Genomic DNA, 20,602 nt, shown 5'->3' with positions numbered 1-20,602 from the left:
GAGTTCCGCGCCGAAGACCAAGTATTCCGGTGCTGGGTGTGGGGAAACGCCGTGACTCTGCAGGGGGATGCCTAGGCCGCGGCGCCTTCCGCTCGGACCGTGTCAATGAACGTGACGATGGCGTTGACGCCGGTGCTCTGATCGCCGGTCTTGAGCGCCTGGGCGATGCCGTTCGCGAGGTCTTTCCCTGCGGTCCAGTCGAAGGCGTGGGCCGAGGCAAGCCAGTACCGGGAGACCTGAGCGGCGAGCTGTTCAATGGCCGCCTGCCGAGCCGGGTTGCCCTCGATCCGCGCGTACTCGGAGGCGATCGAGAACAACCCGGTGGCGAACGCACCCAAGTCGTGGCGGCTCACCGCCGAGGAAAGTCCCTTCACCAACCGATTGAGTGCGCTCGCATCGGCCTTCTCAAGGGTGCTGCCGACTCTGCGCGCCGCCCCACCCCAAGTGTCACCGAGAACGTCGAGCGCGTTCGCCACCTGATGAGGATCAATCGCAGCGACACGGGAGTAGCGGTTGCGCTGAATCTCCACGAGGCCCTGTTCCCCCAGGCGGTCAAGGGCATGGCGGATAGGCGTCTTCGACGTCCCGAACGTCTCCGCGATCTCAAAGTCCCGAAGCGGCTCACCGGGAGGCAACTCGCCACTGATGATGGCATCACGGAGTCGGGCGTAGGCCTCGTCACTCATCGATCGACGCTCGAGCGGACCACCGGATAGTGCCATGAGTAACCTCCATGTCGGGATCCCTCGATGATACCTGCTGAAGTTCTACCCCATTGGCGAATGCCACATGTCGAAAGCCAGAGATCGTTGGAGACGGCCCGCCCCAGTTGAGGCCAGGACGGGCCAGAGTGTCACATTCGAACGGATGGCAGACTCTGGTCGTAGTCCGGAAACCTGTGCCAGACAGCTTGGTCCACACGCCCGTTGGACACGTGGGTGGCTTGCAGCTCGCCGCCGATACGCACGAAGGCTTTGCCTTCCTCCCTGAACCTTTCCTGCTCCTCACGGATGCGGCACGCGAGGTCGATCTTGGCCTCGTACGTCTCGGGATAGTCAAGCGTGAACTCCTGCGGTCCAGGCTTCACGGAAACCTTCCCGAGTTCCTCCCGCTTTGACTCGAACTCTGCACCATCCCGCGATGTGTACGAGTAGACGCTTACATGCTCTGAGCCATTAGGGAAGCCGAACAGAGTGATCGTAGAGATCCCGTCGTCGGGGCGCTGCTCCTCAAGGCCGTCCCTGATGTGCCGCAACAGCTCCGGCGCAACGCCATTCACCGCCTCAATATCTTCCCCAGCATCAACTTGCATCAGGGTCCGGTAGAGGTGTAGGCCGATCTCAGCCGTGCCCATCGTCGCCATCGCCAGGTTCAATCCAGGGAGCGCCGACACCTTCGACTGATAGCAAACGGGCGTCACGCCGTCCCCGGCCGTGACCAATGTGTCAGACAGCATTTGCACGTAGTTCTCGTGGTGCTCCCAGATCAGAAGGCTCATGACCTTCCTCCTTCCCAGCGTCCGATCATTGCTGACGGTATCTCCATCACGTGTTCCGGGCTATCGGCAGTGAGTGCATAATCACTTCGAGCGCCTGTCAGCAGTGCTCGCCACTCGCCGATCGCGCTGTGCCCTCCAGCGGCGTCAACTTCGTCCGCAGTGAGCACGTGTTCACCGGGCGCGAGCATTCGGAGCTCTGAGTCTTTGCCCTTCGGCCCCGGCCCGCGCACCGGACCACCCGTCGACATGCCAGGGGCGACTGTGGTGCTGCCCACCCTGAACGATTGACCGCCCTGAGCATCAACGAACACCTTCACCCGCCGGCCATTGTTCAGCGTCACGAACCTGTCGATCTGTGACTGTGCCGTCGCGGTCTCGACGAGCGCGTGAAACTCTTTCTCAGTCGGCATCTGGAAGATCCGGTCAGCGAGCGCCTTCACCTGGTTAGCGTTGTAGCCAGCACTCACGGCCGAGTCGATGAATGCCTGACGCTGAGATGCGAGCGTAGCCGCGTATTTCTTCGCGGACTCATCAGCGCTCATCGTGGTCACGTCCTGCTGTAGCTGCGCCTCAGCAGCCGCCCGGGCCTTCTCCGCGATCTCACCCATTGCGGCAGCGTTCGCTGACCCCGAAACCGTAGACTCGTCCAGAGACAACCCCAACTTCTCCGCCTGACCTTTAAGTCCGTCCATGGCCGACAAGTAATTGGCGTTCGCCGTGATCGCATCGACAGCAACACCGTTCGCCGCGTTGATCCTGTCGATCAAGCTCGTGAGCTGCGAGTTCAAATCCTGAATGGCGTCAGCCTGCTCGATGTACGCACCCGCAGCGCTCTGTGACTGTGCCGTGGCTGCCGAGTTCGCCTTCTCCTCCTGCCCTTTCAGCCTGAGTCCGTCGTCGATCGCGGCGTTCTGCTCCTGGATGCCACCGATCATCGCCTCAAGTGCAAGACGCGTCTCGTAAGCGTTCATACCCGTGTCGCCCTGGATCTTGTTGAACGCCTCCTGGTCGCCACTGAGCGCCGCGTAGTACGTGCTGAGCTGGTCGATCGCGTCGGCATTCTTGAGGGCCGCGTCGGTGACGACATCCGCACCCACACCGAGCTTCTCGGCGGCGTCGTAGGCGGACTGCCAGTTGAACGTGAGCAGTTCCCCGCCCTTCTGGAGTTCGTCGATCGCGGTGGCGCGGGCGGCTTCGGTGAGCTTGTTCGTGCCGTCCTCGATCGCATCGGCGTACTGCTGTGCCCGCTGCTGCGCCTGCTGGTGCTTCGCCGCGAGCTCGCCCACGATCATGAACAGGCCACCGAGGGCGAGGGCCGCGCCGCCCGCGGCGAACCCGATCCCCTTCATCGTCCAGGTGGACGCTTCCACGGTGGCTTTGAACTCCAGCCACTTCGGGATGGCGAGGAACGCGGCGCCACCTGTCAGGGCGACCGCTGCGGCTGCACCGCCGAGAGCCATCACGGTTCCTTGCACGGGGGCGGGGAGATCGTTGTACATGCCGATGAGGCCGGTGAGTGCCTGGACCATCGTGCGGAGGGTGTCGTTCGCCGTGGAGCCTGTATCGATCAGGGCGGTCTCGAATGCCCCTCCTAGGGCTTCCACGTCACCCTTGAGGTTGTCGAGCCGCATGGCGGCTGTGGAGGCCGCGTAGCCCTGGTCATCGACGGCCTGTGTCCACTCGGTGATGCCCTCAGACCCTTGCTGGTACAGCACGGTCGCCGCGCGCACCGCGTCGGCTCCGAAGATCGTCTTGAGGGTGGCGTTCTGCTGCTCGGTGCTCAGACCGGACAGGCCCGCCTTGAGCTTCCCGGCGTACTCGGCGAGGCCCACGAAGTTGCCCTGTGCGTCGTACGCCTGGAGGTTGTAGCGTTCCATCAGTTCGGCGGCCTGAGCCGATGTCGGGTTGAGGGACTGCAACATGCTCTTGAAGCTCGTCCCCGCATCCGATCCCAACAGACCCTGCGCCGCGAACGCCGACAGGCCCGCAGTCGTCTCCTCGATCGAGAGACCCGTCTGCTTCGCCACAAGGGCCGACTGGTTCAGCGCCTGGGACAGGTCGGTGACATCGCCCATCGCCTTACCGGCGCCCGCCGCCAGAAGATCAGCAACATGCGACATCTCGGAACCGTTGAGATTGAACTGCTTGAGAGCCGTAGCCGCAATCCCGGCCGCAGTCGCTACGTCCAGACCACCGGCAGCAGCCAGATCCAAAGCGCCCGTCAGACCCCCACCAAGAATGTCTGCGGTCGAGACGCCCGCCTTCGCCATCTCCTCAATAGCCTGCGCTGACTCCGTCGCGGAGAACACGGTAGCTTCACCCGCATCCAACGCCGCCTGACGAAGAAGATCCATGTTCGCGGCGCTCTCGTGTGTCGACGCTTGAACATTGGACATCTGCGCATCGAAGTCCGCAGACGCCTTCGCAGCCAACGTCAGACCTGCCGTCAGCAGAGTTCCCATCACAAGTCCAGTACTCCCGAGCTGCTGGAAGGCTTGCTTCTTCTGAGCCAGCTTCTCCGCCTCGGTCCCCACCGTCGCCGTCGCATTCGCAGCATCACGCATCGACTTCTCGTAATCCGACACGACCGCCGATAGGCGTACCTTCACGATCCGATCAGGCATTCGGGTCACCTCCTTCTGCGATGAAATCGACAAGCTCCTCGAGAGGCAGATCCCCGACCTCTTCTGCCGGGTCGCCGTCCCGTTCCTTCTTCGCCTCGCGGCGCTGCTTTGGCTCCCAAATATGCAGAGCCCACACCGCCATCCGAAAGTTCTGAGCGTCCTCCGGTGGCATCTCCTTGTAGATCTCAGGCCAGATGTAGACGGCCTCCTTGTCGCGCACTCGATACAGGTCATCGACCTCGTCGCCGACGACCAACGTCATTCCGGGGTAGTTCATCGCGACCTTGTCCAGCGAGAACCACAGCGACGCATCTATGGGGCTGCGCCCGGGAGGGAAGCGCTCTGTCAGTTCGTTGAATTCGTGCGGGTGTACGAACGGTACCCGGAACGTCGCCGGGGTTTCCCCGAAGACGGTCTCGACCTCGACCGGCTCGATCGCCTCGTAGTACGCCTTCGACTCAGCGACAAGCTCCTCAGTGAACTGCTTCTGCTTCTCGATGAGCTCCTTGATCTTGCTCATGGTGATCCTTTCAAACGAAGGACGGCGCCCACCGGAATTGGTGGGCGCCGTATAAAAAAACGGGCTCAGTGCGCACGCATAACGGGAGCGGCTATTCCCGGCGACCTTTTGGGGTGCTGAGGGAGTCCCCCGCACCCCTTGCGGTGTTGGTTCAGTTCGTGAACGCCTTTCGTACTGCGTCTTCGACCCGAGTCGCGTCGTTGACGTTCGTGGGTGTGACGCGCTCGGGCTGTTCTTGCGGACGCGTGTCGACAGGGAAGCGCTTGAGGGTGTGCTTGGACTCGTCGGGGATCTGTCCGTCGATGAGTTCGGCGTGACCGTCGTGAACGAACTTCGCGAGGACTCCTAGGGAGTGGGTGCGGGTGGTCAGTACGGTGCCTGCCTTGTTGCCGCCGAGGTTCTTGAGCAGGCGGACGGCGGTGGTGCTTCCGAGTGCACGACCACGGGTGTCGGAGCTCGGAAGGTTGGCTGGGTCGATGGCCATATGAGCGCTGTCGCTGTGCTTCTGTGTTGTGTGGCGGATGTGGCCAGCGACGGAGCCGATCGTGGAGACGCGGCCACCGCCGATCGTGATGGTTGTTCCGGTTGGGCCTGCCGACGAGATGTGGATCTCGTCGCCGTTAACGGTGAGGCCGGTATCCGGGACGCCGAGTTGCCGCAGTCGGGTGACCCAGCCGGTGATAGCGCTGTTGCGGGTTTCGTTGGCGGTGGTGATGTCTGCGAGTGCCTGTCGGAGCTTGCTGATGGCGTCTTCGATGGGCGTGGTCGCGAGAGCCGGGTCGTCGAGTAGTTCAGCGATCGCGTCGGCGATGCTGTTCCGGTCGGCGAGGTTGTTGAGTTCGGCTTCGGCGGCGTGACGGGCGGCGTCTACCCGCATCGTGGCGAGGTTGAGGCGGTCGGTATGTGCTGCGAGCGTTTCGGCGCCGAGGTTGCCGGCGAGTGCGGAGGCCCTGAGAGTGTCGGTCTGCGCGGTGAGGTTCTCGAGTTCGGCTTCTGCGGCTTCGAGCGCTTCCGTGCGAGGGGATCGCAGGTCGATTGTGTGCTTCTGGATCTTCGTCATGGTGTGAGTTCCGTTCTTCGGGACAGGCCCGTTCTGAGGAAAAAAATGTCGGGGAGGGAGGACGGCAAGCCCCAGAGACCCGCTGGTCGTGGGGTTTGGGGTGCCCTCCCCCTGGGTAGGCGAGAGGGCTCCACGCGTGTGCGCAGAGCCCTCATCGTGTTGCTGCTTACATGTATGCGACAGCTCGGTTGAAGCTGGCGTCGTGAAGCTCGTGCAGCTTCTGGACGTCATGGACGAGCTGTGCCACAGCAGGGTTGTCGGCGGCGAAGGCTTGGCTTGCGTCGTTCCACCGGTTCTCGACTGCGCGCCGATAGAGCGCGTGAGCGAGCGTCCTGTCGTTGGTGCGGATGGCGCGTGCCATGACGGTTGCCGCCTTGTCAGGATCGTCGATGTTCTCGGCCCTGTCCTGCGCATCACGGAATGCCATGATGTTCTCGCTCGTGTAGCCCACGTACCCGTCGAGGCGTCGCTCGAGCTCGGAGATCTTTGTGGTGATGATCTGCTTCTCGGTTGCGATACCGGCTTTGCGTTCGGTGGCTCGGGTGCTTTCGAGTGCGTCGATGCGTTCCTTCTTGCCCTGGTCGCTGAGGCTGGGATCGTTGTTGATCGCTTGAATCGCTCTGCTGTGTGCGGTGCTCGCGGCGGTGTTCGACTCTCGGAGGGTCTTGATGCGGGTGGCTACCTCGACGAGGTTCTCACTGTCGGTGGATCGGATGGTGACGTTGCTTCCGTCGCGGAAGTTCATTGTGGTCATGGTGTCTCCTCGTGTTGGTTAGGCCAGTTCGCCGGTTGCGATCTTTTGGATTCCGGCGTCATTGAGGTTGCCGCCGATTTCTCGGGGAGGTGTGACGGAGTAAATGGCGCCGTACCCGTCGAACCCGTTCTCCTCCTGCTGTTTCGTCCAGCGATCGATGTTGGTGAGGTCTTCGAGGGGTTCCCGCTGGTGGGGGTAGTTGTCGGTGTAGGTCCCGATCACTCCGACCCACTCGAAGTGGAGGGCCCGGGATAGGACGGCGGTGGCGAGTGTGTCGTCGCGGCTGATGCGGGCGCTGATGAGCAGGGCGAGAGCGTGGTCTTCGTCGTCAGGTCCGAGACGAAGTGCTCGGTCTTGAGCATCGCGGTAGGCGACGACTCCCGCGGGGCCGATATCCCGCTGACCGAACAGGTTGCGCTCCACTTCGTCGCGCTTCTTTGCGGTGGTCGTGCGTTCCTCGCTCAGTAGAACCTCCAGCTTCTGCTTGGCTGCGAGGTAGTGCTGTGCGATCTCCTGGCGCTTGGCCTGTGGCGTCAGTCGCCCGTCGTTGCGCACCTTGTCGAGAGCGGTGTCCAAGGTGTCCTTGATGGGTTTTGCGCGCTCGCGGATGGCGTCGATCCGGTTCTCGAGTGTGGTGAGGGCCATGTGGTTCTCCTTTAGTTGGTGTGGTCGGGGCAGGTGTTGGTCCAGTGCCCGTTGGTATTGATGGAGGTCCAGCCGGCGGCGTGTGCTTGCCTGCTGAGTCCTCCGTGTGGTTGTCGTCCGTCTGGGACGTAGACGTTGTCGCATGTGTCGCAGAGGACTGCGGTTCGAATGGTCATGGTTTACTCCTTTCATGGACATCGATCCGCAGATCATTGAGTTGGGTTCGCGACTGGCTGAGGCTGCGGCCCGTAATGGCGCATCGCTGGTGACGGATCGCGTGCGTGGCTTGCTCGCGTCGGGGAAGAAGGACGACACGATCGCGGGCCTTGAGCAGCTCGTCTCGGAGCTCGTTTCTGACAAGAACGAGATCACTCGTATCGCGCAGGCTTATCAGTCGGAACTCGTGGCTCAGCGGCTCAACAGCGGCGACGTGCAGTACATCGCAAACACTGTGGTGCCGCTTCTCGAAGAGTTCGCTGACTCGATGGGCGGCGCAGAGGGAGCGAGCTTCCGGGCGAGCATCAATGGTCTGAAACCGTTGTTGTCTGTCGAAACGGTCAACATTCTCCAGCTGCTCGGCTTCAACTTCCGGCGCGCGATTGGTGAGCCGTTGACCGAGCTCGTGGCCCATCTGATCAGTTCTCGTACGCAGGAGCCGAACGCGTTGCAGGTGGAGAACTTGAAGAACCAGCAGGCGCTTGCAAAGCTCGCGATGGACCCCGACGCCTACGATCGGTTCCGGTCTCTTTTCGGGGCGTAGCGTGCTCCTCCTTTCAGTGGCTTGACCGTTGGATCTTCGGGTAGACGGTGCAGTGCGGTTCGTGTTGTTCCTGCCTGACCCGTGCGCCTGATCCGGTGCGGAACCACCTGACCCACGGCCAGCAAGTGACGCACGTAGCGGGCATGATGCTCACTGGTCGATTCATGCGCTGTTCTCCTTCATCCCGAATCCGTACTCGAACACTGAGTCGGGTTGGCCTGCTGATTCCGCGAAGGCTTTACCTGCGTCCGTGAGCGCGAAGAACTCTGGGTCGCCGGCTTGCGGGTAGTACATGTCGTCGGGTCGGCCGAGCTCTTTGAGGTATCCGCGGATTCTCTGGTCTGCTTCATCGCGGGTGAGGTTGCGCCACCGTTGTAGTTGCAGGTCGTTAGGGATGCCTCCTCCTGTCGCGTAGTTGAGGTGGATGGCAAGGTCTTTCAGGTACGCCACCTGCTTCTCGGTTGCTTCGTCATGCTGTGCATCGCTGAATGTGAATCTGTCTGACCCGACTTCCTCGAAGGCGGGTGTTACAGCTTGTTCATGGATCTGGTTCTTGTAGGTCTTGTTTGGGTGACTCCGAGTCACTGGTGTAGGGCCTGCTTTGTCACTGGCCGGTGACTCGGAGTCACCGGGTTGATCGATTGCGGCTTCAATCAGTGACTCGGAGTCACTAGTGACTCGCTTTGGGATTCTTCGTCCTCTGGCGCTCGTCTCCCAGATCCGGTCAGGTGCTTCGTTCGCGAGCGCGACGGTGTAGATGTTCGGCTTGTTGTCCTTGATCGTGCTTCTACGCTCGACTTTGACCATCTGGCGCTGCTCGAGGCCTTCGATGGCCCGCATGACCGATCGGCGAGAGATGCGCGCACAGTCTGCGATCGTCGACATCCCCGGGTAGCACTTTCCGGTCTTTTGGTTCCGGAACCTGAGAAGAACGATGTACACGATCAGTTCGTGCGCGGAGAGGTCCGCGTCATCGATCAACCAATTGGGGAGTCGGACGAACCCGTCTGTCTTTGCCACGCGTCATCCCCTTTCGCCCGCTGCCGACTCGACGCGATCCGCTCGCGCGCTTCGTGGAACTCCCTCATGCGTCTCTGGAACGCGGTCTCCTTTGTGTTGCGTCTCATGTGAGCCCCTTTCGCGGGGTGATGTTCAGTTGGAGCAGACAACGCCCCTCATCGGCCGGGATGAGGGGCGTCGGTTCTGCTGTGTCGTGTCGGTGGAGTGCTGCCAGAATGTGTGTCCGGTGTCGCGATTAGGGCGCTCACCGCAATGTCCGCATGAAGTCCACCCGTTGCGCCGCGAGCTCGCCCGTCGGGTCCGGGATACCCGTGTGCGTCAGCACGTGCAACTGCTGATGACTGATCGCTCCCCGCCTTAGCGCGTCGATGAGTTGGACCGTTCGGACGAACCCGATCGACCGGAGCGCTTTGCGGATGATCTTTGTCATCTTTGCGGGGGGCACTGCGACCGCATGTCCGGCGTATGAGTAGCGGATGAGCCGTTCAACAGGACCGAGGGTCACGCCACGTCCCGGGTCAGTGGGCGGGTCCACCTTTCAACGCTAGCCATATCAATTCGGATGAGTCGAGGGCCGAACTTCACGGCCCGGATTGTCCCGTCCGTGATGCGGCGCCGTACGGTGTCGGTACTGACCCCCATATCGCCTGCTACCTCAGCGATGCTTCTCCACTCGGTGTGCGACATTCCTACCTCGATTCCATGTTCTAACCGGGGCAGGTAGCCTGTTGCCACCCACTCCGACACCTAAGCGCGTCTCCGTGGTAGCGCCCGCTCAACGCTCTGACCTGTTGAGCGGGCGCGCTTGTACCGCGAAGCTCTTCCGTGTACTGCACGGCACGAGGCCGCATAACTATTAGAGCGGGTCACCGTGACCTTCGCTGGTGCTAGGTCCAAAGCGAATATCGGCGTCTACCTGCTTCCAAGGCACTTATTGTCGCTGTATCCCCGTAATTCCGCGCATTTTCATTGAGGCCGAAGTTGGCGCCGCTGTGAGTTATCCACACGTTATACACAAGTTTTCCGCTTGTGTATAAATGGAACCTGTGTATGGACCGGTCACGGAATGATCTTGTCGGACTCCAACACCGGCTTGAGAATGAACGGGTCTCGGATCGGGTAGCGGCGTCCGATCGTGTACGCGAGGTCATGGAGAGCCCACATGAGCGCTAGCTGTTTGCGGACAGGGGTCCAGAATCGGTTGTCGTCTCGGAACATGTTCTGGTCAATGGCGAGCACGATGAAGTCCGGGTCGTCGGCTCCAACCCAGAGAGACGCGGCGATCCTTCGTCCCACCGCTCGTGTCTGCTCGTCCTCATCAGGTTCGACCACGCCTGTCGTCGGACAGGATTTGGCGCGTTCTTCCGCTTCCCTGAAGACCGAGGGGACGTCTAAGCCGAGTGCGCCGCACATGCGGACCACTTGGTCGATCGGGATGGATGGCCCCATTGGTTTCAACCGAACGCTCACTTGCGCTTGAGACATCCCGGCGGCGGAGGCGAGGTCTTTCTGAAGCATGTGCTTCTCTCGCATCGCCTCCCGGATGATGGCAACGATGTGATCGTCAACGCGGGAACGGGGTCTCTTAGCAGGCATCAGCTATGTCCTCTCGCCACCCGCGCCCGACGCGGCGGACCATGGCCGCGAACTGTCCAGCCTGCGTCTGGTTCCACGCATAATGCGGCCAACGTCTCGAGAGCGTCTTGTTGGAGCAGCCTACGGATCGTGCAGCCTCGCTGATAGAGGCCCCGTCTTCCAGGAGCCGCAGCGCTGTCGCCAGCTTCTGTTGCGGCAGGGGAGAGGCCGGTGGACAGTGGGTCTTGCCTGTTGAGTGCCGCCACCGGACGACTGTTCGGCTGGATACTCCGCAGATCTCTGCGATTGCTCGAGCCGACAGCCCGTCTCGTTCGAGAGCGTAGAACCGCTCATGCACGGCCATCAAACATCTCGATCCGCGAGAGCACTTGTAACGTCTGGGTGGCGCCGAAGTGTTGGCGTAAGTTCGTCGGCGAACTGGTCATACAGGTCCGCAGCTTTCGTAAGGACTGCGGCCAGGTTGCGCAACGTGTTTGTGGGCTCGCCGGGCTCGAGCCAGATTGAGCCCTGGCTGATCTCGAAGTCGAGGCGAGGTTCTCCGTTCCTTACCTCGAGCGTAAATCGTTCCTCGACGTCGCCGACCTCTATGTCGACCCGTTTCTCGTGAACGCCGTCGACCTCGGGGTCGCGGTGATCCAGCTCGCACCACGAGTGCTCGGTGCATTGCTGGTGGTCGTCCGTACTTGCGGATGGGATACTTGAGTTGGTCATTTCGACTCCCAGTTGTTTGACCTAGCCCTCGCCGAGCTGCAACTCGACGGGGGCTCTTCATATGGCGACGGGCGCCGCCACGACTTACGCGAGTTCGCTCATGCGCCTCGCGAGCTCTTCATCCCTGCCTGCGGTGTGCTGGTAGCGCATCGCGGCGGCCACCGTCGAGTGCCCTAGCCGCGCCTGGAGCTCTTTGAGAGTGGCGCCCGCAAGTGCGGCCCTGGTTGCGCCGTAGTGCCGCAGCGCATGCCAGGGCATGTCTCCTCTTCCCGCTGTTCTGCGAGCAGGGTCCCAGTGTTTGTAGAAGGCTGACTGAGCGAGGTGTCCGCTGCCGTCCGCGGATGGGAACAGGAGGCTGTCGGCAGACCGTCCAACGTGTTCATCCAAGTGGGACTCGACGATCTCGTTGACGTGTGGTGGAAGGACGATGGTCCGCACGCCAGCTTCCGATTTAGTGCGCCCAATCACGAACCCTTGGCCGGAGACGTGGGCAACTGCACGCGACACGTTGACGACGATCGAGCCGGGTCCCTCTTCTGTGTCGAGGGCCTCGATGTCACGCCGCCTAAGCTCCGTGAGTTCGCCGTAGCGCAGGCCAGCCCATGCGGCGAGGATAACAGCGGCACGGAACTTTGGTGTGATCGCGTCCACGATGGTTTGCAGTTCGGAGGCCGTAGGCGGCTCGACTTTCTTCCCCGTCGACGCAGACGCAGCGCCGCGTATTTGACACGGGTTCGTCTTGATGCGGCCATCGGCAACCGCGGTGGTGAGGATCGCCTTGAGCAGCTCGTACGCTCGCGCGGCCTGAGTCTTCGTTCCGGACGCGATGAGCGAGGAGTACCAGGCGCGCACCTGGTCGGGGGTGATCGCGGAGAGGCGTGAACCTGCGAAGGGGGATAGGGCGCCTGCAAGGAGCCGGCGGTACTCGGCTGCTGTCCGTGGGCGCAGGTGTTCACCGTTCCGATTGGTGCGGGTGGCAACCCAATCTTCGCCATACTCGGCGAATGTGGCGCCGCGGCCCTTTCCTGCCTGTTCTGCGCGCACCGTTTCGAACTCGGACCAGGTGCCATCGAGTATCCGTGCCTGCTGAACGGCTAGCCACCCGCGTGCGTCAGTGATTCCGTCGAATGTTTGCGGTGCATTGTGACGTCGACCGTCCGGGCCAACGTAAGACGCCTGATAGCGGCCAGAAGAGCGCTGCCTGATGGCGCCGAACGATTCGCGCCTCTTTCGTCTTGTGCCGGCCATGCGGTCCTCCCTGGGCAACAACGGGCAATATCTACTGCGTGCCTGTGCGTCTTCGTGCGTCCCAGTGACCTTAACACGGCTCGGCCCGATCCGCACTATAGCGCGGAGGAACCGCGAGATGGCGCGGCTTCGCCCAGTGTCGCTCATACTGTTTCGATCCCAGTATCGCGCACAGACAAACCCCCGGTTCTCCGGGGGTTTTTTCGTGCTTGGGGGAGTCCGTCCGCGATGGTGCTCACCGGTCCCCACTTCCCGTATCGTCGGGGCCTCCACCAAGCCAGCAGAGACCTTCGCGGCTCGCTGCCGACGACTGAGACGCACTGCTCTCGGCGCTCGCTGGGTCATCCGCCCTCTCGGTGATCCGACTCCCGGCGACCGTCACCCGATAGGGTGTGCCAACAGAGCAGCGAGGAGTCCCTGATGAGTGCACAGATCGTCGATGTCGACAATTTCACGCGGGTCGAAACCGACACGATGATCGAGCGGATGCTGCCGATCATCGGCGGAGTGGGCGTTTTCCATCATGACCGCGCGCTCCCTCCTCTGGACCAGCAGCCGGTGATTCGGCAGAATCGCGACACGCTCTATTCCGTCGCCATCATCGATCTCAGCGCGGGGCCTGTCACCCTCACCCTGCCGGAGGTCGGAGATCGGTATCTCTCCGTCATGATCATCAACCAGGACCACTACATCAATCGCGTCTTCCACCGGGCCGGTACCTACTCCCTCACGATGGAGGATTTCGACACCCCGCACGTGATCGCCGCAGCACGGATCCTCTTCGATCCGGCACGTCCGACCGACCTCGAAGCGGTAAATCGGATCCAGGATCAGATCATTCTCTCCGCGAGCGGTGTCCAGGCATTCTCACATCCCGAGTACGACCACGAAAGCTACATCCAGGTTCGTGAAGCCCTGCTGGTCCTGGGGAAGACGATGGGCGGTCTGGCGAGATGTTTCGGGGCGAAGGAACACGTCGACCCGGTGCGTCATCTTGTCGGCACGGCGCTCGGTTGGGGTGGCCTTCCTGATGCGGAAGCGTCGTACATCAACATCGACCCGAAGCTCCCCGTCGGGCGTTACAGCATGACCTTCCGCGACGTGCCCGCCGACGCGTTCTGGTCGGTGAGCGTGTACAACGCCGCTGGCTACTTCGAACCAGGACCGACCGGCACCACGAACGTCAACTCCGTGTTCGCCGCGAGGAATGACGACGGATCGACCACGGTGCGCCTCGGAGATGACCGCGACGGTGCCCTCAATGCCATTCCCCTCCCCGAGGGATGGAACCTCCTGATCCGGCTCTACCGTCCGCGTCTCGATGAACTCGCCTCCTGGAAGGTTCCGGAGATCATCGCTGCCTGACTCGACCCAGCCGCGGCATGATTCGAATCAGCGCCGAGGCATGCCTCAGGAAGGTTCGCGGGGGGCGCGTCTGACGGCCTCGTACGCCGCGAGGGCCGCCTTGCGCGTCTCGCCCAGGTCGACGATCGGCTCCGTCGGCGCGTCTGCGGCCCAACGCGAGATGTAGAGGTGCTGCGGGTCGAACTTCTTCGCCTGCAGCTCAGGGTTGAACACGCGGAAGTACGGCGCGGCGTCGGCTCCTGACCCGGCGACCCACTGCCAGTTGAACGGGTTGTTGGCTTCGTCGGCGTCGACCAGCGTGTCCCAGAACCACTCTTCGCCGAGGTGCCAGTCGACGAGCAGATTCTTCACGAGGAACGACGCCACGACCATGCGGACGCGGTTGTGCATATAACCCGTGTGCCAGAGTTCGCGCATCCCGGCGTCGACGAGTGGAACACCCGTCTCTCCGTGCTGCCATGCGTCGAGGTGTGCGGGGTCGAGAGGCGGCCACGGGAAGGCGTCGAATTCCGGACGGAGGTTCTTCGTCGCCAGGTCGGGGGAGTGGTAGAGGGTATGCCAGGCGAACTCGCGCCATCCCAGCTCCGACAGGAAACCGCCGGCTCCATCCACCTCGACCGCTTCGTGCCACACGGTGTGCGGACTCACCTCACCCCAGCGCAGCCGCGGAGACAGCATCGAGGTCGCGCCCGCCGCCGGCTCATCCCGCGCGCGGTCGTAAGAGGGCAGGTCGCTCTCGAGGAACTGCTGCAGGCGTCGTCTGGCCGCGGGTTCGCCCGGTTCCCATGTCTCGCGCAATCCCGAGGCCCAGTCGGGAGCGGTCGGGAGGAGCTCCCATGCGTCGAGCGCGTCGGACTTCGGTGGAGCGGCGACTCCTCGGATCTCCCGGGGTTCGGGAAGCGGGGCGCGCGGTGCGGGAAGCGACTGGCAGGCGCGCCAGAACGGCGTGAACACCGAGTAGTGCGTGCCGCTGCCTGTCGTGACGGTCCACGGTTCGTGCAGGAGGGATCCGGCGAAGGAGGCGACCTCGACTCCTCGTGCACGCAACGTCGCCTTGAGCGCGGCGTCGACCTCGCGCTCCGGGCCGCCGTAGCGGCGGTTCCAGAACACCGCCCCGGCACCGACCTGCGCCGCCAACTCGGGGATCACGCGGCCTGCCGGGCCGCGTCGGAGGACGAGAGTGCCGCCGCGCTCGACGAGCCGCTCGGCGAGCGAGGCCAGCGAGTGATGCAGCCACCACCGCGCCGCGCCGCCGAGACGCCGGAACCCGGGCGATTCCTCGTCGAGGAGGAACACCGCGACGATCGGCTCGTCGCGATCGATGGCGGCGCGCAGGGCGGGGTTGTCTGCGAGGCGCAGATCGTCGCGGAACCAGACGAGGGAAGGCGAGGACATCGCCCCATTCTCGTCGAGGGGGCATCATCCGCCGTCGGGGGTCGAACCCGCGCCGAGAAGCTGCTAAAGAGATCGAGGCAAGAGCACGGTCTAACGACGGGTCGGCCTGATGCGTGCTCCGGAATCGGACGTCGCCCACAGCGCCCACGCGACGAGGACCGGCTGCAGGAAGAGCCGCCCGAGTCGCCGACCGTCGGTGTCGAGCCCGGGGTGGAGCGCCGCGTGCGCCATTGGTGGACGTTTCCCGGGAACACCGCGACGAAGAAGGCCGCTGTCGCCCATCCGATCCGGCGGCGCTCGCGAGGCAGAGCGAGGAGTCCTGCGGCGAGCGCGACCTCTGCGGCACCGGAGGCGACCACGATCGCATCCTTGTCCAGACGTGTCAGCCTCGATGCCCAGTCGGGCACCACCACCCGGAATCCTCGTGTGCTCAGGAAATGGGCCACCCCGATGCCCCCGAGCGCGATGGCGAGGATCCAGCGCGCGACTGCTCTGCTCATCCGCTCACGCTACAGGGCGATCCCGTCGCGCGCCCGCCGCATCTGCGACCTCGGCAGCGGTCAGGACACGGTGCTCATGCGAGTAACCTGGGTACCGACCAGATGGAGAGTTTCTGTGCCTGAAAACGCCCGGCCGAATGACGGCTTCGCCCTGTTCACTGACCGAAACGTCGTCGCGATGCGCGTCAACGGCGATCTCAAGGATCTCGCCACGACCGTCACGGACACCGACGAGGTCGAGGCGGTCACGATCGACAGCGCCGACGGGCTGAACATCCTGCGTCATTCTGCGGCCCACGTGCTCGCCCAGGCGGTGCAGCGCATCAACCCCCAGGCGAACCTCGGCATCGGACCTCCCATCACCGACGGCTTCTACTACGACTTCGGCGTCGACACCCCGTTCACCCCCGAAGACATCAAGGCCATCTCGAAGGAGATGCAGCGCATCGTCCGGGAGGGGCAGCGCTTCGTGCGCCGTGTCGTGACCGACGATGAGGCGCGCGCCGAGCTCGCGGACGAGCCGTTCAAGCTCGAGCTCATCGGACTCAAGGGCGGGAAGGAAGCCGCCGAGGGCGCCTCGGTCGAGGTCGGCGAGGGCGAGCTGACGATCTACGACAACACCACCCGCGACGGCGAGGTCGTCTGGAAGGACCTCTGCCGCGGACCTCACCTGCCCAACACGCGCATGATCGGCAACGGCTGGGACCTCACCCGCATCGCCGCAGCATACTGGCGCGGGAGCGAGAAGAACCCGCAGCTGCAGCGCATCTACGGCACGGCCTGGCCGACCAAGGAGGAGCTCCGCGAGTACCAGCACCGCCTCGAGGAGGCCGCAAAGCGCGACCACCGGCGCCTGGGCAAGGAGCTCGACCTGTTCTCGTTCCCCGAGGAGATCGGTTCCGGTCTCTCGGTCTGGCACCCGCGCGGCGGCGTGATCCGCGGCGAGATGGAACAGCACGCCCGCACGCGCCACATCGAGGGCGGGTACACCTACGTGTACACGCCGCACATCTCGAAGGAAGACCTGTTCCTCACCTCGAACCACCTCGTCACCTACAAGGACGGGATGTTCCCGCCGATCGTGATGGACGAGGAGCGCGACGACGAGGGAAACATCACCAAGCAGGGCCAGGACTACTACCTGAAGCCGATGAACTGCCCGATGCACATCCTCATCTACAAGGAGCGTGCGCGCAGCTACCGGGACCTGCCGCTGCGGTTCGCCGAGAACGGCACCGTCTATCGCAACGAGCTCTCCGGTGCGTTGCACGGCCTCACCCGCGTGCGCGGCTTCACTCAGGACGACTCGCACCTCTTCGTCACACCCGACCAGCTCGAGGCGGAGGTCGCCAAGGTCCTCGAGTTCATCCTCTCGATGCTGCGCGACTTCGGTCTGACCGACTTCGAGCTCGAGCTGTCGATGAAGGACGACGAGAAGTCGAAGTGGATCGGCTCCGACGAGTTCTGGGAGTCGTCGACCGACGCGCTGCGCCGCGTCGCCGTGGCCTCCGGGCTCAAGCTGACCGAGGTGCCCGGCGAGGCCGCGTTCTACGGCCCGAAGATCGACCTCAAGACGCGCGACGCGATCGGACGCACCTGGCAGCTCTCGACCGTGCAGGTCGACCCGAACCTGCCCGAGCGCTTCGACCTCGAGTTCATGGACAAGGACGGGCAGAAGAAGCGCCCGATCATGATCCACCGCGCCCTGTTCGGCTCGATCGAGCGGTTCTTCGCGATCTTGCTCGAGCACTACGCCGGCGACTTCCCGGTGTGGTTGTCTCCCGTTCAGGTCGTGGGCATCCCGGTCGCCGACGACTTCGCCGACTACCTCGGCGACGTGATCGACACCCTCCGCTCGCAGGGCGTGCGAGCCGAACTCGACACCTCGGACGACCGGATGCAGAAGAAGATCCGCACCCACACGACCGGCAAGGTGCCGCTGCTGCTCATCGCGGGGGAGAAGGACCGCGACGCGGGCACCGTCTCGTTCCGTTATCGCGACGGCTCGCAGGAGAACGGCGTGCCGATCGCGGATGCCGTCGCCCGCATCCGTGCTGTCATCGACAGCCATGGACTCGTGCAGACAGCGGGGGATCTGGCGTGACCGACGGGGAGCAGCCGCTGGAGGATGCCGGGCGCCTCGCCGGCGTGCCGGACCAGTTCCAGCGGCTGTGGACCCCGCATCGGATGGCGTACATCCAGGCCGGACCCGAGCCGCTGCGCGAGGAGTGCCCCTTCTGTGAGGCGCCGAAGTACCCGGACTCCGAGCGGCTCGTCGTGGCGCGGGGGAAGACCGCCTATGTGCTGTTGAACCTCTTCCCGTACAACTCGGGGCACCTGCTCGTGTGCCCGTACCGCCACATCGCCACTTACGACCAGGCGACTGCCGAGGAGGTCGCCGAGATCGGCGCGCTGACGCAGACGGCGATGCGAGTGCTTCGGGAGGTGTCGCACTGCGACGGCTTCAACCTCGGCATGAACCAGGGCGCGGTGGCCGGTGCCGGTGTCGACGCCCACCTGCACCAGCACGTGGTTCCGCGGTGGGCGTCCGACGCCAACTTCTTCCCGATCATCGCCAAGACGAAGGCGCTCCCGCAGCTCCTCGGCGAGGTGCGCGACGCCGTCGCCGCGGCCTGGCCTCCGGCGGACGCGGCGACGGCGTGATTCAGCGCACCTGGCGGGCCGTGAACTGCATCCGCGGGTGGGCGTAGAACTCCTGCGCCTCGACGAGCTGCAGCTCCCGCGCCCGGACTCCAGGGTCGCCGCGAGCAGGTCGTACACACTCGATGCGGTGCGCTCGAGGGCGATCTTCGCGCTCCCGGTCTCGACGTAGTGCGCGGTGAACAGCGCGGCGGTGACATCGCCCGACCCGTTCGCCTTCATCGGCAGGTGCGGAGTCTGTACGAGCCAGGCGCCCGTGTCGTCGGCAGCCAGCATCTCGATGGTGCCCTCTTCGCGGTCAGGGCGTTCGACGCTGGTCACGAGCACGGTGCGCGGACCCATCGCGTGAGCCAGATCGACCGACGCGAGGGTGCTCTCCAGCGTGTCGGGCTCTGTGTCTGTGAGGAAGCCGAGCTCGAACTGGTTCGGCGTGATGATGTCGGCGACGGGGACGACGCGTTCGCGCAGCAGGACCGGAATCGCCGGGGCCACGAAACAGCCGGACTTGGCATTGCCCATCACCGGGTCGCAGGCGTAGACGGCGTTCGGATTGGCGGTCTTCACCCTGGCGACGGCATCGATGATCACGTCGCCGATGCCCTCGCCGCCCTGATAGCCGCTGAGCACGGCATCGATCTCGCCGAAGACGCCGCGCTCCTCGATGCCGGTGATGACCTCGCGCACATCGTCGGGAGCGATCATCGGTCCTCGCCAGGCGCCGTAGCCGGTGTGATTGGAGAAGTTCACGGTGTAGACCGGGAGCACTTCCACACCGATGCGCTGCAGCGGGAAGACGGCAGCCGAGTTGCCGACGTGGCCGTGGGCGACGGCGGACTGGATGGAGAGGATCTTCATTCTCCGACTCTTTCGTTCAGGCGGACAGGCGTCCGCGGCAGGTGGTCATCGTCCGGCGGCGACGAGGTCGGCGACCAGGGTCCCGGCATCGTCGTCGGACAGATCGTGCACGGTGAGGCGCAGGTGGTGCGAGGGTTCCGCACTCGTCCAGCGCGAAGTCGTCTCCGGTCCTGGCGAGCCATCCGCGCCGCATCAGCCGCTCGGCGACGATGCGTGCCGGTTGCGGGAGCCGGACCCAGAGGCTCAGGCCGTCGGAGACCGTGGCGTCGATGCCTGCCGTCCGCAGCCGTTCTGCGAAGGCGGTGTTCCGCGCGGCGTAGTGGCTCGCTGCCGCGGCGACCTGCGCCATGACGGAGTCGTCGGTCAGCTGGGTGAGGGCGAGCCGCTGCAGCAGATGGCTCACCCACGTGGTGCCGGGGCTGAGGCGCATCGCCAGCCGGCCGGCGGTCTCCGCATCCGTCGCGGCGATCGCAAGGCACATGTCGGGTCCGAGGAACTTCGACACCGAGCGCACGAGCGCGTACCGCCGGTGTTCGGGGCCGATGAGCGACTCGTAGGGTCGCTGTGACAGCACCGAGAAATGGTCGTCCTCGATGATGAGCACGTAGGGGTGATCGACCAGGAGCGCGCGGAGCTGCGCCGCACGGGCGGGCGTGAGGCTCGCCCCTGTGGGATTCTGCGCGCGGGGCGTGCAGATGATCGCGCGGACACCGGCGTCCAGCGCCGCCCGCAGTCCCTCCACCGTCATCCCCTCGGCATCGACCGGAACAGGGACTGCGCGGTACCCGCCCAGGCGGACGGTGTGGATGCTCGCGAGGAAGCACGGGTCTTCGAGCGCGACCGCGTCGTCGCGCATCAGCGCCTGTGCGAGAAGGCGCTCCACCGCATCGACCGCGCCACTGGTGACCGTGATGCGGAAGTCGTCGTCGTCCAGGTCGACCGACATCCACTCCCGCGCCCACTCCTCGAGCCCTCGATCGATCACGGGTTCGCCGTAGAGGACAGGGCGGGAGGCGATCGTCATGAGCGCAGGCGCCGGATCGGGGATCAGACGTGGATCGGGGTTGCCGGTGCCGATGTCCCGCAGCACCGTATCGGGCGCGTACCCTTCCTGGGCGACGGATCCGAGGCCGGCGATGACCGTTCCCGCGCGTCCGCGGGAGACCACGAGCCCCGCTTGGGCGAGCTGCCGGTACGCCGCGACCGCGGTGTTGCGGTTCACGCCGAGCGTGGCGGCGAGTTCCCGCACCGGAGGCAGAACGCTCCCTGCGCGAAGGATGCCGCGGTCGTGCAGCGCACGCACGCTGTCGGCGATATCCGACGCCGAGGTTCCGCTGATCTGGTCGCTCATGGTCCTCCTCGACGATTCTAGGTCGTCGCCGACAGTGTT

At 64.2% G+C, this 20,602-nt stretch carries 17 protein-coding genes and 3 pseudogenes; 4 read left to right on the top strand and 16 right to left on the bottom strand.

Annotation, left to right across the window (positions count from 1 at the left end; translation table 11 throughout):
* Nucleotides 1-71: 71 nt before the first annotated feature.
* The 7 genes from G4G29_RS10480 to G4G29_RS10450 all read right to left on the bottom strand — a co-directional run bounded on the left by G4G29_RS10480 (nt 72) and on the right by G4G29_RS10450 (nt 7,101).
* Nucleotides 72-686, bottom strand: coding sequence for a GntR family transcriptional regulator (locus G4G29_RS10480; protein ID WP_183150092.1), 615 nt, complete (start codon nt 684-686; stop codon nt 72-74).
* Nucleotides 687-853: 167 nt separating this feature from the next.
* The gene (locus G4G29_RS10475; protein ID WP_183150091.1) at nt 854-1,498 is read right to left on the bottom strand and encodes a hypothetical protein; all 645 of its coding nucleotides are present in this window, start codon (nt 1,496-1,498) and stop codon (nt 854-856) included.
* Nucleotides 1,495-4,122 (bottom strand): phage tail tape measure protein, encoded by a 2,628-nt coding sequence (locus G4G29_RS10470; protein ID WP_183150090.1) that lies wholly within the window; start codon nt 4,120-4,122, stop codon nt 1,495-1,497. Before G4G29_RS10470 ends, G4G29_RS10475 begins: the two co-directional genes overlap by 4 nt.
* Nucleotides 4,115-4,642 (bottom strand): hypothetical protein, encoded by a 528-nt coding sequence (locus G4G29_RS10465; RefSeq protein ID WP_183150089.1) that lies wholly within the window; start codon nt 4,640-4,642, stop codon nt 4,115-4,117. Before G4G29_RS10465 ends, G4G29_RS10470 begins: the two co-directional genes overlap by 8 nt.
* 151 nt (nt 4,643-4,793) lie before the next feature.
* On the bottom strand, nt 4,794-5,702 hold the full coding sequence (locus G4G29_RS10460; RefSeq protein ID WP_183150088.1) for a hypothetical protein: 909 nt from the start codon (nt 5,700-5,702) through the stop codon (nt 4,794-4,796).
* A 166-nt stretch (nt 5,703-5,868) separates the two neighbouring features.
* On the bottom strand, nt 5,869-6,456 hold the full coding sequence (locus G4G29_RS10455; RefSeq protein ID WP_183150087.1) for a hypothetical protein: 588 nt from the start codon (nt 6,454-6,456) through the stop codon (nt 5,869-5,871).
* An 18-nt stretch (nt 6,457-6,474) separates the two neighbouring features.
* Entirely contained in the window at nt 6,475-7,101 is a 627-nt protein-coding gene (locus G4G29_RS10450; protein ID WP_183150086.1) for a hypothetical protein, read from the bottom strand.
* A 190-nt stretch (nt 7,102-7,291) separates the two neighbouring features.
* Between G4G29_RS10450 and G4G29_RS10445 the strand changes: the two genes are divergently transcribed.
* A complete protein-coding gene (locus G4G29_RS10445; RefSeq protein ID WP_183150085.1) occupies nt 7,292-7,861 on the top strand; it encodes a hypothetical protein in 570 nt (189 codons plus the stop codon).
* A 162-nt stretch (nt 7,862-8,023) separates the two neighbouring features.
* Here G4G29_RS10445 and G4G29_RS10440 read toward each other — a convergent pair whose 3' ends face one another.
* From G4G29_RS10440 to G4G29_RS10415, 5 genes are all read right to left on the bottom strand, one after another.
* Nucleotides 8,024-8,881 (bottom strand): helix-turn-helix domain-containing protein, encoded by an 858-nt coding sequence (locus tag G4G29_RS10440; protein ID WP_183150084.1) that lies wholly within the window; start codon nt 8,879-8,881, stop codon nt 8,024-8,026.
* 501 nt (nt 8,882-9,382) lie between these two features.
* Nucleotides 9,383-9,568: an excisionase family DNA-binding protein gene (locus G4G29_RS10435; RefSeq protein ID WP_183150083.1), complete on the bottom strand. Its 186-nt coding sequence runs from the start codon at nt 9,566-9,568 to the stop codon at nt 9,383-9,385.
* 372 nt (nt 9,569-9,940) lie between these two features.
* On the bottom strand, nt 9,941-10,477 hold the full coding sequence (locus G4G29_RS10430; protein ID WP_210274168.1) for a helix-turn-helix transcriptional regulator: 537 nt from the start codon (nt 10,475-10,477) through the stop codon (nt 9,941-9,943).
* A 342-nt stretch (nt 10,478-10,819) separates the two neighbouring features.
* Nucleotides 10,820-11,188 (bottom strand): hypothetical protein, encoded by a 369-nt coding sequence (locus G4G29_RS10420; RefSeq protein WP_183150080.1) that lies wholly within the window; start codon nt 11,186-11,188, stop codon nt 10,820-10,822.
* A gap of 84 nt (nt 11,189-11,272) precedes the next feature.
* Nucleotides 11,273-12,436, bottom strand: coding sequence for a site-specific integrase (locus G4G29_RS10415; RefSeq protein ID WP_183150079.1), 1,164 nt, complete (start codon nt 12,434-12,436; stop codon nt 11,273-11,275).
* 420 nt (nt 12,437-12,856) lie between these two features.
* Between G4G29_RS10415 and G4G29_RS10410 the strand changes: the two genes are divergently transcribed.
* Complete coding sequence (locus G4G29_RS10410; RefSeq protein ID WP_183150078.1) at nt 12,857-13,801, top strand: DUF1254 domain-containing protein; 945 nt, start codon at nt 12,857-12,859, stop codon at nt 13,799-13,801.
* A 45-nt stretch (nt 13,802-13,846) separates the two neighbouring features.
* On the opposite strand, the gene G4G29_RS10405 is transcribed toward G4G29_RS10410, so the two are convergent.
* Nucleotides 13,847-15,196: a deoxyribodipyrimidine photo-lyase gene (locus G4G29_RS10405; RefSeq protein WP_183150077.1), complete on the bottom strand. Its 1,350-nt coding sequence runs from the start codon at nt 15,194-15,196 to the stop codon at nt 13,847-13,849.
* A gap of 90 nt (nt 15,197-15,286) precedes the next feature.
* Nucleotides 15,287-15,696: pseudogene (locus tag G4G29_RS21900) on the bottom strand (hypothetical protein).
* Between the two features lie 178 nt (nt 15,697-15,874).
* Between G4G29_RS21900 and thrS the strand changes: the two are divergent.
* Both thrS and G4G29_RS10395 read left to right on the top strand, forming a co-directional pair.
* Nucleotides 15,875-17,800: a threonine--tRNA ligase gene (gene thrS, locus G4G29_RS10400; protein WP_244632583.1), complete on the top strand. Its 1,926-nt coding sequence runs from the start codon at nt 15,875-15,877 to the stop codon at nt 17,798-17,800.
* On the top strand, nt 17,797-18,360 hold the full coding sequence (locus G4G29_RS10395; RefSeq protein ID WP_183150076.1) for an HIT domain-containing protein: 564 nt from the start codon (nt 17,797-17,799) through the stop codon (nt 18,358-18,360). The genes thrS and G4G29_RS10395 overlap by 4 nt, the downstream gene beginning before the upstream one ends.
* Nucleotide 18,361: 1 nt before the next feature.
* Here G4G29_RS10395 and pdxY read toward each other — a convergent pair.
* Nucleotides 18,362-19,212, bottom strand: a pseudogene (gene pdxY, locus G4G29_RS10390) (pyridoxal kinase PdxY).
* A 45-nt stretch (nt 19,213-19,257) separates the two neighbouring features.
* Nucleotides 19,258-20,563, bottom strand: a pseudogene (locus G4G29_RS10385) (aminotransferase class I/II-fold pyridoxal phosphate-dependent enzyme).
* Nucleotides 20,564-20,602: the final 39 nt, after the last annotated feature.

The sequence above is a fragment of the Microbacterium sp. Se63.02b genome (assembly GCF_014171575.1).
Lineage (GTDB): Bacteria > Actinomycetota > Actinomycetes > Actinomycetales > Microbacteriaceae > Microbacterium.
Note: the sequence above shows the minus strand (reverse complement) of the source record. Positions and strands in the feature narration are given on the sequence as shown.

What these genes read in the sequence shown, in the direction of transcription:
- G4G29_RS10480 (WP_183150092.1), bottom strand. Translation starts at nt 686, where the DNA reads ATGAGTGACGAGGCCTACGCCCGACTCCGTGATGCCATCATCAGTGGC.
- G4G29_RS10475 (WP_183150091.1), bottom strand. Translation starts at nt 1,498, where the DNA reads ATGAGCCTTCTGATCTGGGAGCACCACGAGAACTACGTGCAAATGCTG.
- G4G29_RS10470 (WP_183150090.1), bottom strand. Translation starts at nt 4,122, where the DNA reads ATGCCTGATCGGATCGTGAAGGTACGCCTATCGGCGGTCGTGTCGGAT.
- G4G29_RS10465 (WP_183150089.1), bottom strand. Translation starts at nt 4,642, where the DNA reads ATGAGCAAGATCAAGGAGCTCATCGAGAAGCAGAAGCAGTTCACTGAG.
- G4G29_RS10460 (WP_183150088.1), bottom strand. Translation starts at nt 5,702, where the DNA reads ATGACGAAGATCCAGAAGCACACAATCGACCTGCGATCCCCTCGCACG.
- G4G29_RS10455 (WP_183150087.1), bottom strand. Translation starts at nt 6,456, where the DNA reads ATGACCACAATGAACTTCCGCGACGGAAGCAACGTCACCATCCGATCC.
- G4G29_RS10450 (WP_183150086.1), bottom strand. Translation starts at nt 7,101, where the DNA reads ATGGCCCTCACCACACTCGAGAACCGGATCGACGCCATCCGCGAGCGC.
- G4G29_RS10445 (WP_183150085.1), top strand. Translation starts at nt 7,292, where the DNA reads ATGGACATCGATCCGCAGATCATTGAGTTGGGTTCGCGACTGGCTGAG.
- G4G29_RS10435 (WP_183150083.1), bottom strand. Translation starts at nt 9,568, where the DNA reads ATGTCGCACACCGAGTGGAGAAGCATCGCTGAGGTAGCAGGCGATATG.
- G4G29_RS10430 (WP_210274168.1), bottom strand. Translation starts at nt 10,477, where the DNA reads ATGCCTGCTAAGAGACCCCGTTCCCGCGTTGACGATCACATCGTTGCC.
- G4G29_RS10420 (WP_183150080.1), bottom strand. Translation starts at nt 11,188, where the DNA reads ATGACCAACTCAAGTATCCCATCCGCAAGTACGGACGACCACCAGCAA.
- G4G29_RS10415 (WP_183150079.1), bottom strand. Translation starts at nt 12,436, where the DNA reads ATGGCCGGCACAAGACGAAAGAGGCGCGAATCGTTCGGCGCCATCAGG.
- G4G29_RS10410 (WP_183150078.1), top strand. Translation starts at nt 12,857, where the DNA reads ATGAGTGCACAGATCGTCGATGTCGACAATTTCACGCGGGTCGAAACC.
- G4G29_RS10405 (WP_183150077.1), bottom strand. Translation starts at nt 15,196, where the DNA reads ATGTCCTCGCCTTCCCTCGTCTGGTTCCGCGACGATCTGCGCCTCGCA.
- thrS (WP_244632583.1), top strand. Translation starts at nt 15,875, where the DNA reads ATGCGCGTCAACGGCGATCTCAAGGATCTCGCCACGACCGTCACGGAC.